This is a genomic window from Pseudomonas palmensis, from assembly GCF_049942755.1.
Lineage (GTDB): Bacteria > Pseudomonadota > Gammaproteobacteria > Pseudomonadales > Pseudomonadaceae > Aquipseudomonas > Aquipseudomonas palmensis.
In genome coordinates this window covers 178,297-194,280 of record NZ_CP187958.1, presented here as the reverse complement: position 1 = coordinate 194,280, position 15,984 = coordinate 178,297, and the positions used below count along the sequence as shown (strand labels likewise).

Genomic DNA, 15,984 nt, shown 5'->3' with positions numbered 1-15,984 from the left:
CATGAGCCTCTGGAAAACCCAACCCGATATCGACCAGCTCAACGCCCGCCAGAAAGGCACCATCGGCGAAGTGCTGGATATTCGCTTCGAAGGCTTCACCGACGACTCCCTGAGCGCCAGCATGGTCGTCGACCAGCGCACCCACCAGCCGTTCGGCCTGCTGCACGGCGGCGCCTCGGTGGTGCTGGCCGAGAGCGTCGGCTCCATGGCCAGCTACCTGTGCATCGACACCACGCGCTTCTATTGCGTGGGCCTGGAGATCAACGCCAACCACCTGCGCGGTGTGCGCAGCGGGCGCGTCACGGCCACTGCCCGGCCCGTGCACATTGGCCGAAGCACCCATGTGTGGGACATCCGCCTGAGCACCGAAGACGGCAAGCTCAACTGCATCTCGCGCCTGACCATCGCCGTCATCGCGCTGGGCGACAACCCACCGGCGACCTGATATTTCTACCAGTTGTTGCCCATGCCCTGCCTTGCTAGCGTGCCCCCAGGACCCATCGGGGGCGCGAACAGGAGTTTGGCGATGAACACACCGGATCCGGAAATGGCAGGCTCGGCCTACTTCTACGACATCGTGCGCCAGGTCGAGCGTGCCCAGGCGCTGGATTTTGCCGAGTACAACGTGCTCAAGGACAGTGCCGAGGCCAAGCTCGACGAGTTGATGCGACGCCTGGAGGGGCTGCGTGAGCTCAGGCAATTGCGCGAGACGGGCCGCCTGATGGGGCATCAGTTGCAGGCCACTTGCCTGGCACTGCGCCGGGCCGAACTGAGCCGCGAGCACAAGCGCAAGGCACGTGATGCGCTCGAGTACCAGTTGCTGTACCTGCAGGCCTGCCTGCGCCGTTCGATCGCCAGCTTCGACGCGAATTGACCTGATCGTCGTGCTCCCTGGCCTGTACGGATGTTGCCGGGTGTTGCCGCGGCGGGGAAAATGGCCCGATTCCCCTTCGCGGACAGGCGACCATGACGCAGCAGATCTTCTTCGCCCATGCCAACGGCTTCCCCTCGGCCACCTACGGCAAGCTGTTCGCTGCGCTGGCCCCCGATTATCACGTCACCCACCTGCCGCAGCACGCGCACGACCCGCGCTTTCCGGTCAACGACAACTGGCAGAACCTGGTCGATGAACTGATCCATCACCTGGAGCAGCAGCCCGAGCCGGTGTGGGGGGTAGGGCACTCGCTGGGCGGGGTGCTGCACCTGCACGCGGCGATGCGCTGCCCGCAGTACTACCGTGGGGTGGTGATGCTCGATTCGCCGGTGCTGACCCGAGCCGACGAGTGGCTGATCCAGCTGGCCAAGCGCTTTGGCTTCATTGACCGCATCACCCCGGCCGGCCGCACCCTGGGACGCCGCGAGGCGTTCGCCGACCGCGAGAGCGCCCGGGCCTACTTCACCGGCAAGGCGCTGTTTCGACAGTTCGACCCCGACTGCTTCGAGGCTTATCTGGAACATGGCCTGCAGGACGAGGGCGAGCAGTTGCGCCTGCGCTTCGACCCGGCCACCGAGATCAGCATCTATCGCAGCCTGCCCCACGTAAGCCCCGGCCCGGCCCGCCAGCTGACGCTGCCGCTGGCGATGGTGCGTGGCAGCCAGAGCCGCGTGGTACGCCGCCACCACGCGTATGCCGTGCGCAGCATGCCCAGGGGCGAGTTCCACAGCCTGCCGGGTGGGCACATGTTTCCGCTGGAGCGCCCGCATGACACCGCGAGCCTGATCAAGGGCCTGTTCGATCGCTGGCAGGAAGCGGTGCAATGAGTGGCGTGGAGGAAGTGCGCCTGAACCTGGGGCACATCGAACTGGCGGCTCACCTGTTCGGCCCGCAGCAGGGCATCCCGGTTATCGCCCTGCATGGCTGGCTCGACAACGCCAACACCTTCGCGCGCCTGGCGCCCCGGCTGCATGGGCTGCGCATCGTGGCGCTGGACCTGGCCGGGCATGGCTATTCAGACCATCGGCCGGTGGGCGCCGGCTACGCGCTGTGGGACTACGCCCACGACGTGCTGCGGGTAGCCGAGCAACTGGGCTGGCAACGGTTTGCCCTGCTCGGGCACTCGCTGGGGGCGATCATCTCGGTGATCCTGGCCGGTGCCTTGCCCGAGCGGGTCACCCGCCTGGCGCTGATCGACGGGGTGATCCCGCCCGGCGCCGGCCCCCAGGACACGGCCGAGCGCATGGGCATGGCCTTGCAGGCGCAGTTGCGCCAGGGCGGCAAGGGCAAGACCGTCTACCCGACCCTGGAGCTGGCGGTGCAGGCGCGCATGCAGGGCATGGTCGCGGTCACCCGCGAGGCCGCCGAGCTGCTGGCCCAGCGCGGCCTGATGCCGGTGCCGGGTGGCTACACCTGGCGCAGCGACAGCCGCCTGACCCTGCCGTCGCCGCTGCGCATGAGCGAAGAACAGGCGCTGACCTTCGTGCGCCGCATCGCCTGTCCGACCCAACTGGTGGTGGCCGCCGACGGCATGCTGGCGCGCAACACCCCCCTGCTCGAGCAGCTACCCTTCAAGCTGGAACAGCTGCCGGGCGGGCACCACCTGCACCTGAACGACGAGTCGGGCGCCAGCCTTGTTGCAGACTGTTTCAATCGCTTCTTTGCCATTTCTTGACTTGCGGCGGGCAACTGTCGAGGCTTGGCGGGTTGAACAGGGAGACAACCATGACCAAGCGCGACACCGTTGCACCTTTTTTCGCCATCGAGGCCCTTAGCGCCATGGCCCGCCAATGAGTATTTCGCGTCTGATTCGAACAGGCCTTGCCGGCCTGGCCGTGCTTGCCAGCACGCCATTGATGGCCGATCAACTGCCGATTCCGGTGGATGCCAAGGTAGTGGGCCAGACCAGTGCGCAGGAACTGGAGCAGGAACAGGAGCGGGTGTACCCCCTCGGTTCGCTGCGCAAGATCAGCAATGTGGTACGCATGGAGGGCAAGGTCGAGGGCCGCGGCAAGGTCAGCTATGCCACCTACCAGCTGCCGGCCGAGCGCAGTGCCAACGAAGCCTTTACCGCCGCTCGCGAAGCCTTGCAGACCGCAGGTGGCTATCCGCTGTTCTGGTGCCAGGGGCAGGACTGCGGTGAAAGCAGCCTGTGGTCGGCGCAGCTGGCCGGGCGATTCAACCTGACCGGTGCCGACAATCAGCAGGCGTTCATTCTGTTGCGCCGCTCCGGCGCCTCCAGCGACACCCTGGTTGCGCTGTACAGCATCACCAAGGGCAATCGGCGCGCGTACCTGCATGTCGAGGAGTTTGTGGCCAACGCACCGCTGGGCGAGGTGTTGCCCACGCCGGCCACCGTGCAGCGCGAACTGCTGAGCACCGGCAAGCTCGACTATGCCGACCTCAAGGGCGAACCGCAGCCGGCCTGGGTCAACCTGCTGTCGCGCAGCCTCAACCTGAACAGTACCTTGCGTGTGACCCTGACCGGCGCCCAGGCCGAGGCCTGGCGCGAGCAACTGGTCAAGGCCGGGGTGCGCGCAGCACGGCTTGAAGTGGGTACGCAGCCGGCTGCCGGGCTGCATGTCGAACTGATCCGCTGACCGGGGCCGCTATGCTCAACAACGATCGCCTGCTGGTGCAGATCATCCTTATCGGCCTGCTGGGGGCCGGTCTGTGGGTCATGGCCCCGTTCATTTCCGCGCTGCTGTGGGGGGCGATCCTGGCCTATGCCAGCTGGCCGCTGATGCGCCTGCTCACGCGCGTGCTCGGCGGGCGCGAAACCCTCGCGGCGAGCGTACTGACGGGCGTATGGATGCTGCTGGTGGCATTGCCGCTGGTGTGGCTGGGCTTCAACCTGGCCGACCATATTCGTGATGCCACCGCGTTCGTGCGCGACGTGCAGGTCGACGGCCTGCCCGATGCGCCTGCCTGGCTGGGCGGCATACCCTTCGTGGGGGAGCGCCTGGTCGGCTTCTGGGACACCCTCGACCAGCAGGGCGCGGCCATGCTGGCGGCGATCAAGCCACACCTGGGGCAGGTGGGCAACTGGTTGCTGGCCCGCAGTGCGCAGATCGGCGGCGGGATTCTCGAACTGACCCTGAGCCTGGTGTTCGTGTTCTTCTTCTACCGTGACGGGCCGCGGCTGTCGGCCTTCGTGCTGCGCCTGCTGAACCGCCTGATCGGCGAGCGCGCCGAATACTACCTGGACCTGGTGGCTGGCACCGTGCAACGGGTGGTCAACGGCGTGATCGGCACCGCAGCGGCGCAAGCCCTGCTGGCGCTGATCGGCTTCCTCATCGCCGGGGTGCCGGGCGCGCTGGTGCTGGGCCTGGTGACCTTCCTGCTCAGCCTGATCCCCATGGGGCCGCCGCTGGCCTGGGTGCCGGCCACCGCATGGCTGGCGTGGCAGGGCCAGTACGGCATGGCGGTGTTCCTGGGGATCTGGGGCACGTTCATCATCAGTGGCGTGGACAACGTGCTCAAGCCCTACCTGATCAGCCGGGGCGGCAACCTGCCGCTGGTGATCGTGCTGCTGGGGGTGTTTGGCGGGTTGCTGGCGTTCGGCTTCATCGGCCTGTTCATCGGCCCCACGCTGCTGGCAGTGGCCTACAGCCTGCTGCTGGACTGGACCCGCAGCGAGCCGCAGCACCCGCCGCGGGCCTGATCGCACCGGCCTGGCTGGCCGGGCCGCCCTTGCCAGGCGCCGGCCCTGCCGGCCAACGGGGCGTCCCAGCCATGCCGATTCGCTCTCTTTACGCATTCTTTATACCCAACCCTCGCTAGCCCTCTCGCCCCTTTACGCCCCCCCTCCCGACAATCACCGTCAGCGGCACCGTGCCGCGGGACGGAGATTCTTCATGAGCATTCTGGACGGGGTGTCACTGCTGCTGGCAGTGGCGTTGTTTGTGTACCTGATGGCCGCGCTGCTGCGCGCCGATCGCGGTTAGGAGCAGCCATGCACAGTTACGATTACGCATTGCTGCTGGGCTTTTTCGCCCTGGTGCTGCTGCCGGCGCCCTGGCTGGGCCGCTTCTACTACAAGGTGATGGAAGGCCAGCGCACCTGGCTGAGCCCGCTGCTGGGGCCGGTGGAGCGGGGCTGCTACCGGCTGGCCGGGGTCGACCCTGCCACCGAGCAGAGCTGGAAGACGTACGCCCTGGCGCTGCTTGCCTTCAACCTTGCAGGCTTCGGGCTGCTGTTTGCCGTATTGCTACTGCAAGGGCACCTGCCGCTGAACCCGCAGCACCTGCCCGGCCAGGAGTGGTCGCTGGCGTTCAACACCGCCGTCAGCTTCATGACCAACACCAACTGGCAGTCCTACAGCGGCGAAGCCTCGCTCAGCTACCTGAGCCAGATGCTCGGCCTCACCGTGCAGAACTTCGTCAGCGCCGCCACCGGCCTTGCCGTGCTGGTCGCGCTGTGTCGTGGCATTGCTCGACGCTCGGCCAGCACCCTGGGCAACTTCTGGGTCGACATGACCCGCGCCACCCTCTACGGGCTGCTGCCGCTGTGCCTGCTGCTGGCGCTGCTGCTGGTATGGCAGGGTGTGCCGCAGACCTTCACCGATTATGTGCATGCACTGACCCTGCAGGGCGCCGACCAGGTGATCCCGCTGGGCCCGGCTGCCAGCCAGATCGCGATCAAGCAGCTGGGCACCAACGGCGGCGGCTTTTTCGGGGTGAACTCGGCGCACCCGTTCGAGAACCCCAGCGCCTGGAGCAACCTGTTCGAGGTGGCCTCGATCATCCTGATTCCGGTGGCCCTGGTGTTCACCTTCGGCCACTACGTCAAGGACCTGCGCCAGAGCCGCGCGATCATCGCCTGCATGCTTGCGCTGTTCGTGATCGGCGGCGCCACCGCGCTGTGGTCGGAGTACCAGCCCAACCCCACCCTGAACAGCCCGCTGGTGGAGCAGACCGCGCCGCTGGAAGGCAAGGAGAGCCGCTTCGGCACCACCGCCAGCGTGCTCTGGAGCGTGACCACCACCGCGGCCTCCAACGGCTCGGTGAACAACATGCACGACAGCCTCAACCCGCTCAGCGGCATGGTCGCGCTGGTCAACATGATGGTCGGCGAGGTGATTTTCGGCGGCGTCGGCGCCGGGCTCTACGGCATGCTGCTCAACGTGCTGATCGCGGTGTTCCTGGCCGGGTTGATGATCGGTCGTACCCCTGAATACCTGGGCAAGAAGCTGCAGGCCCGCGAGGTGCAACTACTGGTCGCCACACTGCTGGTGATGCCGGTGGGCGTGTTGGTGCTCGGCGCGCTGGCCACCAGCCTGCCGGGGCCTGCCGCCGCGGTCAGCAACCCGGGCCCGCACGGCTTCAGCCAGTTGCTGTACGCCTACACCTCGGCCAGTGCCAATAACGGCTCGGCGTTTGCCGGGCTGGGCGCCAACACCACCTTCCACAACCTGATGATCGGCCTGGGCATGTTGATCGGGCGCTTCGGCTACATCCTGCCGGTGCTGGCCCTGGCCGGCAGCCTGGCGCTGAAGAAGAGCGCGCCGGTGGGCCAGAACAGCTTCCCGACCCATGGCCCGCTGTTCGTCACGCTGTTGCTGGTGACCATCCTGCTGATCGGTGGCCTGACCTTCCTGCCGGCCCTGGCCCTGGGCCCGGTTGCTGAATACCTGAGCCTGGGCTTGTGAGGAGCCGACCATGAACCTGCCTGTTTCCGAAGTGAAGGCGGCCCCGTCCGCCACTGCCCGCACCACCTTCGCCGCGCTCTGGCGTCCGGCCCTGGTGCAGGCATTCGTCAAGCTCGACCCGCGCCAGCTCAAGCGCGCCCCGGTGATGCTGGTGGTGGAACTGACCGCTATCTTCACCACCCTGTTGTGCCTGCTGCCCAGCGACGTACCCACCGGCGTATCGGTGCAGATCGCCGTGTGGCTGTGGTTCACCGTGCTGTTCGCCAACTTCGCCGAGGCCCTGGCCGAAGGCCGTGGCAAGGCCCGCGCCGACAGCCTCAAGGCCGGCAGCCAGGGCCTGAACGCGCGGCGGCGCATGGCCTCGGGCGAGTTCGAGGTGGTGCCGGCCAGTGACCTGCGCAAAGGCGATGTGGTGCGTGTGGATGCCGGGGAGATGATCCCCGGTGACGGCGAGGTGATCGAAGGGATCGCCGCGGTCAACGAGGCGGCAATCACCGGCGAGTCCGCACCGGTGATCCGAGAGTCTGGCGGCGACCGCTCTGCGGTCACCGGCAACACCCGGCTGGTGTCCGACTGGCTGCTGGTGCAGATCACCAGCAACCCGGGCGAGTCGACCCTGGACCGCATGATCGCCCTGGTCGAGGGCGCCAAACGCCAGAAGACGCCCAACGAGGTGGCCCTGGACATCCTGCTGATCGGCCTGACGCTGATCTTCCTGGTGGTAGTGGTCACGCTGCAGCCCTTCGCGCACTTTGCCGGTGGCAGCATCCCGATGGTGTTTCTGGTGGCCTTGCTGGTGACCCTGATCCCCACCACCATCGGCGGCCTGCTGTCGGCCATCGGCATCGCCGGCATGGACCGCCTGGTGCGGCTCAACGTGATTGCCCGTTCGGGGCGTGCAGTGGAAGCGGCCGGCGATGTGCACGTGCTGCTGCTGGACAAGACCGGCACCATCACCTTCGGCAACCGCCGTTGCAGTGCGGTGCACGCCGCCCCCGGCATCACTGCCCGCGAGCTGGGCGAGGGCGCCTTGCTGGCCTCGCTGGCCGACGACACCGCCGAAGGCAAGTCGATCGTCGACTACCTGCGCCAGTTGCATGACTTCACCCCACCCGACGCTGCACACCTGGTGCCGGTGGCCTTCAGCGCCGAAACCCGCCTGTCGGGCGTCGACTTCGGCGCCCAGCGCTACCGCAAGGGCGCGGTGGATTCGGTACTGGCGTTCGTCGGCATGCAGCGCCTGGACCTGCCGGCCGCCCTGGCCCGTGAAGTCGACCGCATTGCCCAGAGTGGCGGTACACCGTTGCTGGTGTGCGTGGACAAGCGCCTGCTGGGCGTTATCCACCTCAAGGACGTGGTCAAGCCCGGCATTCGCGAGCGCTTCGCCGAGCTGCGCAAACTGGGCATTCGCACCGTGATGGTGACCGGCGACAACCCGCTGACCGCGGCGGCGATTGCCGCCGAGGCCGGGGTCGACGACGTGCTGGCCGAGGCCACGCCGGAGAAGAAGCTGGCACGCATTCGCCAGGAACAGAACGACGGGCGCCTGGTAGCCATGTGCGGCGACGGCGCCAACGACGCCCCGGCGCTGGCCCAGGCGGATGTCGGCATGGCCATGAATGACGGCACCCAGGCGGCCCGCGAGGCGGCCAACATGGTCGACCTGGACAGCGACCCGACCAAGCTGCTGGATGTGGTACAGGTGGGCAAGGAGCTGCTGGTGACCCGTGGCGCGCTCACCACCTTTTCCATTGCCAACGACGTGGCCAAGTACTTCGCCATCCTGCCGGCGCTGTTCGCTGCGATCTACCCGCAGCTGGGCGTGCTCAACCTGATGCAACTGGCCAGCCCGCAGAGCGCCATCGTCTCGGCGATCGTGTTCAACGCGCTGATCATCGTGGTGCTGATCCCGCTGGCGCTGCGCGGGGTACGGGTGCAGGCCGCCAGCGCTGCCCACCTGCTGCGGCGCAACCTGCTGATCTACGGTCTGGGCGGGCTTCTGGTGCCGTTCGTGGGGATCAAGCTGATCGATCTGGCGCTCAATGCGCTGCACCTTGTGTGAACTGGGAGATGAACATGACGACGCTAGTACGCCCGGCCCTGAGCCTGATTGTGCTGATGACCCTGATCACCGGCGCGGTGTACCCGCTGGTGGTCACCGGGGTCGCCCAGGTGGCGTTCCCCGAGCAGGCCAACGGCAGCCTGCTGCGCGACGACAGTGGCCAGGTGCGCGGCTCTCGCCTGCTGGCCCAGCCGTTCAGTGGCGCGGGCTGGTTCCAGCCGCGGCCCTCGGCGGCCGACTATGCCACGGTGTCCAGCGGTGCCAGCAACCTGGCGCCGAGCAACCCGGCGTTGGCCAAACGCGTGGGCGAGCAGGCCCAGGCGCTGTATGTGCCGGCACAAGGCCCGGTGCCGCTGGCGCTGCTGACCACCTCCGGCAGCGGCCTGGACCCGCACCTGCCGCCAGCAGCCGTGGCCTATCAGCTGGCGCGGGTGGCAGCGGCGCGGCAATTGCCGCTGCCCACCTTGCAAGCCCTGGTGGAGCAGTCCACCCTGCACCCACTGGTGGGGCCGCCGGTGGTCAATATCCTGGCCCTGAATGCGGCCCTCGACCAGCTCGCACCTGCTTCGAAATAAGGACGTGTGTCGACCATGAGTGATTCTGAACGCGCCGATGCGTTGTTGGCCGAGTTGCCGCGCGAGGGGCGCGGCCGGCTCAAGGTGTTCCTGGGCGCAGCGCCCGGCGTAGGCAAGACCTACGCCATGCTGCAGGCCGCCCATGCGCAGTTGCGCCAGGGGGTGAGGGTGCTGGCGGGCATCGTCGAAACCCATGGGCGCAGCGAAACCGAGGCGCTGCTGGGCGGTTTGCCGCAACAGCCGCTGGTGCGCTCCGAGTACCGTGGCGTGCAGTTGGAGGAAATGGACCTGGACGGCCTGCTCAAGGCCGCCCCGCAACTGGCACTGGTGGACGAGCTGGCCCACAGCAACGCACCCGGCAGCCGCCACGCCAAGCGTTGGCAGGACGTGCAGGAGCTGCTGTCGGCCGGTATCGACGTGTACACCACGGTCAACGTGCAGCACCTGGAAAGCCTCAATGACCATGTGCGCGGCATCACCGGCGTGCAGGTGCGCGAAACGCTGCCCGACTGGGTGCTGCAGGAAGCCTTCGAACTGGTGCTGATCGACCTGCCGCCGCGCGAGCTGCTCGAACGCCTGCGCGACGGCAAGGTGTACGTGCCGGAGCAGGCGCGGGCGGCGATCGATGCGTTCTTCACCCAGACCAACCTGACGGCCCTGCGCGAGCTGGCGATGCAGACCGCCGCCGCCCAGGTCGATGCCGACCTCGCCCACGGCTACCGCAGCCTGGGCCAGGATGCGCCGGCGCTGCGTGGGCGCCTGCTGGTGGGGGTGGATGGCGATGCCCAGGCCGAGCGCCTGGTACGTCATGCCAGCCGCGTGGCACAGCGCCGCCACCTGCCCTGGAGCCTGGTGCACGTGGACAACGGCCGCCTGCGCGACGAAACCGCACGCCAGCGCCTGCAGGCCGCCCAGCAGCTGGCCGAGCGGCTGGGCGGCGAAGTGGTGGTGCTGCGCGCCGGCGAGGTGGCCAACACCTTGATCCAGCATGCGCTGGAGCGGCGTGCGAGCCTGGTGCTGGTGGGCCAGTCGCGTGACCGGCTGCGTCGGCGCTGGTTCGGTGCCGGTGTGGCGGCGCGCCTGTTGCGCGAGGCCCACGGGCTGGAAATCAACGTGCTCGACCGCGACGCACAGCCAGAACCGGTCAGCGCGCCGGTGGCGCGAGCCTGGGCCTGGCGCCACTACTTGCTGGCGCTGCTTGCCACCGTGCTGGCCAGTGCACTGGCCTGGGGCGTGGCCGGGGTGCTGGCGCTGCCCAACATCTCGCTGGTGTTTCTGGCAGCAGTGCTGCTGGTGGCGGTGCGCAGCAGCTTGGGCCCGGCGCTGGTGTGCGCCGCGCTGTCGTTTCTGGCCTACGACTTTCTGTTCATACCGCCGAATTTCTCGCTGAGCATCCAGCGCGAGGAGGACGTGCTGACCCTGGTGTTCTTTCTGCTGATGGCCGCCCTGACCGGCAACCTGGCGGCGCGCCAGCGGCGTCAGTTGCAGGCGCTGCGCGAAACCCAGGAGCAGACCGGCCAATTGCTGGACCTGACCCGCCGGCTGACCGCGGCCACCGACCGCCAGGCGGTGTTCAATGCCGCCAGCCACCACCTTGAGGGCTGGACGGACGTGCAGATGTGCCTGCTCGAACGCGATGCCGAAGGTCGCCTGCAGGTGGCCAGCGGCGGTGCCCTGCAGTTCAACGACACCGAGCGGGCGGCCGCCGACTGGGCCTGGCAGCATGACCAGGCCGCCGGCCTTGGCAGCGACACCTTGCCCAACGGGCGCTGGTGGTGGTGGCCGCTGTCGGTGGAGGAAGGCCCGCTGGCCCTGCTGGGGGTACGCCCGCGCGAGGGCCAGGTGCTGACGGCCCAGCGCCGGCGCCTGCTCAAGGCCCTCAGCCAGCCATTGGCCCAGGCCCTGGCCCGGGCGCGGCTGGCCGATCAGCTGGAGGCGGCGCGCCTGCACGGCGAAACCGAACAGTTGCGCAGTGCCTTGCTGGCCTCGGTGTCCCACGACCTGCGCACCCCGTTGACTGCCATGCGCGGCAGCATCGACAGCCTGCTGGCACTGGGTGAGGCAATCAGTCAGCACGACCGTCGCGAGCTGCTCGAAGGCACCCGCGACGAGGCCGAGCGCCTGGACCGTTACATCCAGAACCTGCTCGACATGACCCGCCTGGGGCATGGCGGGCTCAAGCTCGCGCGGGACTGGGTGGCGCCGACCGACATCGTCGGCAGCGCCCTGAGCCGCCTGCGCGTGGTGCTGGCCCCGTTGCAGTTGCGCACCGAGGTGCCGGCAGAGCTGCCGCTGCTGTTCGTGCATGCCGCACTGATCGAGCAGGCCCTGATCAATGTGCTGGAGAACGCGGCACGCTTCTCGCCGGCCCACGGGCGCCTCGAACTGCGGGTGAGTGTGGAAGGCGAGCAGCTGTGCCTGGCCGTCGCCGACGAGGGCCCGGGGATTGCGCCGCAGGACCGGGCGCGCATCTTCGACATGTTCTACACCGCTGCGCGCGGGGACCGGGGCGGGCAGGGCACGGGGCTGGGGCTGGCGATCTGCCAGGGCATGATCGGCGCCCATGGCGGGCAGATCCGTGTAGAGGACGGCATCGATGGCCGTGGCACCTGCATCACACTATGCTTGCCGCTTCCGGCCCAACCTGAACTGGACAGCGAGACCCCATGAGCCAGACCGCGACCGTGCTGGTCATCGACGACGAACCGCAGATCCGCAAGTTCCTGCGCATCAGCCTTGGCTCGCAGGGCTACAAGGTGCTGGAGGCGGGCACCGGTGCCGAGGGCCTGAGCCAGGCGGCGCTGGGTCGGCCGGAGCTGGTGGTGCTCGACCTGGGGTTGCCCGACATGGACGGGCAGCAGGTGCTGCGCGAACTGCGCGAATGGAGCCAGGTGCCGGTGCTGGTGTTGTCGGTGCGGGCCAGCGAAGTGCAGAAGGTCGAGGCGCTGGACGGCGGGGCCAATGACTACGTGACCAAGCCGTTCGGCATCCAGGAGTTTCTGGCGCGGGTGCGCGCGTTGCTGCGCCAGGTGCCCCAGGCGGTGGCCGAAGAGTCGGCGCCGCGCTTCGGCCCGTTGACCGTGGACCTTGCCTACCGGCGCGTGACCCTGGCGGGCGAGGAGGTGGGGCTGACCCGCAAGGAGTATGCGTTGCTGGCGCAACTGGCGCGTCACCCGGGGCGGGTGATCACCCAGCAGCAGTTGCTCAAGGATATCTGGGGCCCCACCCATGTGGAGGACAGCCACTACCTGCGCATCGTGGTGGCGCATGTGCGGCAGAAACTGGGGGACGACCCGACGGCGCCGCGGTTCATCGTGACCGAGCCGGGGGTGGGGTATCGGTTGATCGGGCCGGAGCAGGCTTGAGGGCCTCTTCGCCGGCCTAGCGCCTCTCGGCCTCATAGTTGTCCAGCGTATCGCGTGCAATCTCGCGTCCCAGCGCGATCAGCTCCGGCGCCTTGTAGAACTCGAAGAACCGGCACACCCGCTTGGGCACGTTGATCAGTACATCCGGCGGGTAGCCGGCGATCTTGTACTGCGCCAGCGACGTCTGCATCACCTCGAAGCTCTGGTTGATCAGGTCCAGCAGCGAAGCCGGGCCCACGTTGTCGACAATGAACGAGCCGGCCGCCGATTTCGGCGCGCCGTCAGTCTCGGGCGCCGCCGAGGGCTGCTGCGCCTCGGGCTCGGCCGCATCGCTGAGCCACGGGTTGGGCGCCGCCTGCTCGATGCGGATCAGCCCTTCGGCGGCCTTGCGCCGGAACGGCAGGTGCGAGCCCAGCGAGTTGATCAGGTTGTCGAAGCGCAACTTGAACGCCGCCGGCCGCTCGATCACCGGCAACTGGTAATGCTTCTGGTTGGTGGAGTTGAGATTCACCGCCACGATCAGGTCGCAGTGGCTGGACACCACCGGGATGATCGGCAACGGGTTGAGGATGCCGCCATCGACCAGCATGCGGTTGCCCTGCACCACCGGGGTGAACAGGCTGGGGATCGCCGCCGAGGCGCGCATGGCCTGGTGCAGGCAGCCTTCCTGGAACCAGATCTCCTGCTGGTTGGTGAGGTCGGCCGCCACTGCGGTGTAGGGGATGCGCAGGTTCTCGATGTTGACCTCGCCGACGATCTTGCGGATCTGCCCGAACACCTTCTCGCCGCGAATCGCGCCCAGCCTGAAACTCACGTCCACCAGGCGCAGCACATCCAGGTAATCCAGGCTCTCGATCCAGCGTCGGTAGTCGTCGAGCTTGCCGGCGGCGTAGATGCCGCCGATCACTGCGCCCATCGAACAGCCGGCAATGCAGGCGATGTCGTAGCCGCGCCGCTCCAGCTCCTCGATCACGCCGATGTGTGCATACCCTCGGGCGCCCCCCGACCCCAGCACCAGTGCTACGCGTTTGCTCATGGTCGTTCCTTGCGGCTGTTCTGCTCGTGGGCCTAACAATGCACCCATTCAGGGCTGTGCTTCAATCGTGACAAGCGCTGGGCTACGCTGAGCAGGGCACTTTTCAGCGTGCGTGCCGTCGAAGTGCCACCCCGAACATTTTCCTTTTGAGGTAACACCGATGAAAGCCTGGATCTGCCTGCCCCTGATTGCCCTGGTACTGAGCGGCTGCGCCGGCAAGACGGCGTACCGGGACAGCTGCGCCAATCAGCTGGATTCGGCCTGGAAGGAGCTGGACCTGGCCAAGGCCGAGGGCTTCGCCGGCACGGTCAGCTATTCCAAGGCCCTGTCGCTGCTGACCGGCGCCAAGACCCAGCAGCAGTTCGAAGCCTTCGAAGGCTGCAGCAACAAGGCCGAGAAGGCACGCTTCTACATCCGTGAATCGCGCGCCGGGCGCTGAGGGAGGACCAGGCCATGTCGGCAATGCTCGACCATGTGATCGCCCAGGTGCTGACCCTGCACGTGCGCCTGCTGGCCTGTCAGGCACGCCTGGCGGCCCATACCGACAGTGAGGCGCTGCATGACCTGCGTACCAGCGTGCGTCGCCTGCGCAGCCTGCTGCGGCCCCTGCGCGGGCTGCCGGGGGTGGACAAGCTGGAGGATGCTGCCGCCGAGCTGGGGCGCCTGACCACGCCGCTGCGCGATCGCGAGGTGCTGGCCGCGCAGTTGCTCGAACGCGGGCTGCCCGAGGTGGCCCGCCAGCAGCTTGGCGACCCCGCCCGCACCTTTGCCCGGGTGGCGGCCAGCGCCGAGCTTGCGCGGCTGCTGGCGATCATCGATGCCTTCCCGATGTTCCTGCGCGCGGCCCAGCGCCAGGGCCTGGTACGCCGCCTGGAGGCGCGGGTGGGCAAGCGCCTGCACAAGCAGTGGCACAACCTGCAGGCTGCCATGAACGACCCGGCGCACGACCGCCACCGCCTGCGCCTGCTGATCAAGCGGGTGCGTTATGGCGCCGAGGCCTATCCACAGCTCGAACGCCTGCGCCCGGCCCTGCGCCGCGGGCTCAAGCGCGCCCAGGGCGATCTGGGCGACTGGCACGACCTGTTGCAGTGGCTGTTGCAGGCCGAGCAGCAGCCTGGCCTGGCGCCCTGCGTGGCGCACTGGCAGGCGCAACAGGCGGCGGCCGAGCAACGTGCCGACCGCACGCTGGAGACACTGCTGAGCGAAATCCAACGTCGATAAGTCGCGTGTTTGGCGCAAATGCGGCCTGTGCGCGGCGCGGCGGCTGGTTAACATCGCCACATTTGCCCACTGGTCGAGGTCCCGATGAATTTTTCCCAACTGCTCACCGCCGTGCGCCTGCAGCCCCAGGCGGTGACCATCCCGGCCGAATGGGCCCAGGGGCGTGCCTGTTTCGGCGGGCTGATGGCGGCGCTGGTGTACGAGGCCATGCACGCCAAGGTCGCCCCGGACCGTCCGGTGCGCTCGCTGGCCATCACCTTCGTAGGGCCGGCCGAGCCTGGGGTGCCGATCCGTTTCGAGGTGGAGCTGTTGCGTGACGGCAAGGCGGTCAGCTCGCTGCTGGGGCGCGCGGTACAGAATGGCCAGGTGGTGACCCTGGTACAGGGCAGTTTCGGTGCCGGGCGCGATTCGGTGGTGCAGGTGTCAGGGCTGGCGCCGGTGCCGATGAAAAGCCTTGCCGAGTCCAGCCCCGAGTTGCCCTTCATCAAGGGCGTGACCCCCGAGTTCATTCGCCACCTGGCCATGCGCTGGGGCATTGGCGGCTTGCCGTTCAGCGGTAGCCGGTCACGCGAAATGGGCGGCTGGGTGCGCCTGCGCGGTGAGGATGTGGTCGAGGAGCCGGTGACCGAAGCCCACCTGCTGGCGCTGGTCGATGCCTGGCCACCGGCGTTGATGCCGCACCTGAGCAAGCCCGCTGCCGGCAGCACCCTGACCTGGACCATCGAGTTCGTGCAGCCGGTGGCCAGCCTGACCACCCTGGACTGGTGCCAGTACTGCGCCCAGATCGACTACGCGCGTGACGGCTACGGCCATGTGGCGGCCGCCTTGTGGAACGGGGCCGGTGATTTGCTTGCCATCAGCCGCCAGACGGTGACCGTGTTCGCCTGAATCACTGGCGCTGGCGCTCCACCGCCACACCGGCCAGCATGCCGATGACGCCGACGGCCAGGGTGCCCAGGTCGGCGTCGAGCGCGCCGCTCAATACCAGCAGCGCGCCGATGGCCAGCAGCGGCAGTGCAATCAGCTGCAGCGCGATGTTGGTGGGGGTACGAGGGGCGTGATGCCAGTGGGGCAGGTGAAACAGGTGCTTGTTCATCACGGTTCTCCTCAAGGTGCAAAACGGATAACCCAAGCGTAGTTT

17 protein-coding genes are annotated in these 15,984 nt (G+C 67.9%); 15 read left to right on the top strand and 2 right to left on the bottom strand.

Annotated elements, in window-relative coordinates; genetic code table 11:
• The first annotated feature begins 1 nt into the window (after position 1).
• The 12 genes from ACPRTJ_RS01060 to ACPRTJ_RS01005 all read left to right on the top strand — a co-directional run bounded on the left by ACPRTJ_RS01060 (position 2) and on the right by ACPRTJ_RS01005 (position 12,586).
• Positions 2–445 (top strand): hotdog fold thioesterase, encoded by a 444-nt coding sequence (locus ACPRTJ_RS01060; RefSeq protein ID WP_043863113.1) that lies wholly within the window; start codon positions 2–4, stop codon positions 443–445.
• A gap of 81 nt (positions 446–526) precedes the next feature.
• On the top strand, positions 527–874 hold the full coding sequence (locus tag ACPRTJ_RS01055; RefSeq protein WP_043863112.1) for a hypothetical protein: 348 nt from the start codon (positions 527–529) through the stop codon (positions 872–874).
• 92 nt (positions 875–966) lie between these two features.
• Positions 967–1,761 (top strand): alpha/beta fold hydrolase, encoded by a 795-nt coding sequence (locus tag ACPRTJ_RS01050; RefSeq protein WP_054915681.1) that lies wholly within the window; start codon positions 967–969, stop codon positions 1,759–1,761.
• The gene (locus ACPRTJ_RS01045) at positions 1,758–2,609 is read left to right on the top strand and encodes an alpha/beta hydrolase (protein ID WP_100634702.1); all 852 of its coding nucleotides are present in this window, start codon (positions 1,758–1,760) and stop codon (positions 2,607–2,609) included. Before ACPRTJ_RS01050 ends, ACPRTJ_RS01045 begins: the two co-directional genes overlap by 4 nt.
• A gap of 115 nt (positions 2,610–2,724) precedes the next feature.
• On the top strand, positions 2,725–3,534 hold the full coding sequence (locus ACPRTJ_RS01040; protein WP_043863109.1) for a DUF4892 domain-containing protein: 810 nt from the start codon (positions 2,725–2,727) through the stop codon (positions 3,532–3,534).
• 11 nt (positions 3,535–3,545) lie between these two features.
• Positions 3,546–4,598 (top strand): AI-2E family transporter, encoded by a 1,053-nt coding sequence (locus tag ACPRTJ_RS01035; RefSeq protein WP_043863108.1) that lies wholly within the window; start codon positions 3,546–3,548, stop codon positions 4,596–4,598.
• Between the two features lie 193 nt (positions 4,599–4,791).
• Positions 4,792–4,881 (top strand): K(+)-transporting ATPase subunit F, encoded by a 90-nt coding sequence (gene kdpF, locus ACPRTJ_RS01030; RefSeq protein WP_043863107.1) that lies wholly within the window; start codon positions 4,792–4,794, stop codon positions 4,879–4,881.
• Positions 4,882–4,889: 8 nt separating this feature from the next.
• On the top strand, positions 4,890–6,584 hold the full coding sequence (kdpA, locus tag ACPRTJ_RS01025; protein WP_078480473.1) for a potassium-transporting ATPase subunit KdpA: 1,695 nt from the start codon (positions 4,890–4,892) through the stop codon (positions 6,582–6,584).
• 10 nt (positions 6,585–6,594) lie between these two features.
• A complete protein-coding gene (kdpB, locus tag ACPRTJ_RS01020; protein WP_043863105.1) occupies positions 6,595–8,646 on the top strand; it encodes a potassium-transporting ATPase subunit KdpB in 2,052 nt (683 codons plus the stop codon).
• Between the two features lie 14 nt (positions 8,647–8,660).
• A complete protein-coding gene (kdpC, locus tag ACPRTJ_RS01015; protein WP_054915735.1) occupies positions 8,661–9,221 on the top strand; it encodes a potassium-transporting ATPase subunit KdpC in 561 nt (186 codons plus the stop codon).
• A gap of 15 nt (positions 9,222–9,236) precedes the next feature.
• Complete coding sequence (locus ACPRTJ_RS01010; protein ID WP_043863104.1) at positions 9,237–11,891, top strand: sensor histidine kinase; 2,655 nt, start codon at positions 9,237–9,239, stop codon at positions 11,889–11,891.
• On the top strand, positions 11,888–12,586 hold the full coding sequence (locus ACPRTJ_RS01005; protein ID WP_426427817.1) for a response regulator: 699 nt from the start codon (positions 11,888–11,890) through the stop codon (positions 12,584–12,586). The genes ACPRTJ_RS01010 and ACPRTJ_RS01005 overlap by 4 nt, the downstream gene beginning before the upstream one ends.
• A gap of 16 nt (positions 12,587–12,602) precedes the next feature.
• Here ACPRTJ_RS01005 and ACPRTJ_RS01000 read toward each other — a convergent pair whose 3' ends face one another.
• Positions 12,603–13,622 (bottom strand): patatin-like phospholipase family protein, encoded by a 1,020-nt coding sequence (locus tag ACPRTJ_RS01000; protein ID WP_078480475.1) that lies wholly within the window; start codon positions 13,620–13,622, stop codon positions 12,603–12,605.
• 160 nt (positions 13,623–13,782) lie between these two features.
• On the opposite strand from ACPRTJ_RS01000, the gene ACPRTJ_RS00995 reads away from it, so the two are divergent.
• The 3 genes from ACPRTJ_RS00995 to ACPRTJ_RS00985 all read left to right on the top strand — a co-directional run bounded on the left by ACPRTJ_RS00995 (position 13,783) and on the right by ACPRTJ_RS00985 (position 15,731).
• On the top strand, positions 13,783–14,061 hold the full coding sequence (locus tag ACPRTJ_RS00995; RefSeq protein ID WP_043863101.1) for a hypothetical protein: 279 nt from the start codon (positions 13,783–13,785) through the stop codon (positions 14,059–14,061).
• A gap of 14 nt (positions 14,062–14,075) precedes the next feature.
• Positions 14,076–14,843, top strand: coding sequence for a CHAD domain-containing protein (locus ACPRTJ_RS00990; RefSeq protein ID WP_426427814.1), 768 nt, complete (start codon positions 14,076–14,078; stop codon positions 14,841–14,843).
• Positions 14,844–14,927: 84 nt separating this feature from the next.
• A complete protein-coding gene (locus ACPRTJ_RS00985) occupies positions 14,928–15,731 on the top strand; it encodes an acyl-CoA thioesterase (RefSeq protein WP_426427812.1) in 804 nt (267 codons plus the stop codon).
• A gap of 1 nt (position 15,732) precedes the next feature.
• On the opposite strand, the gene ACPRTJ_RS00980 is transcribed toward ACPRTJ_RS00985, so the two are convergent.
• The gene (locus ACPRTJ_RS00980) at positions 15,733–15,939 is read right to left on the bottom strand and encodes a hypothetical protein (protein ID WP_229590391.1); all 207 of its coding nucleotides are present in this window, start codon (positions 15,937–15,939) and stop codon (positions 15,733–15,735) included.
• Positions 15,940–15,984: the final 45 nt, after the last annotated feature.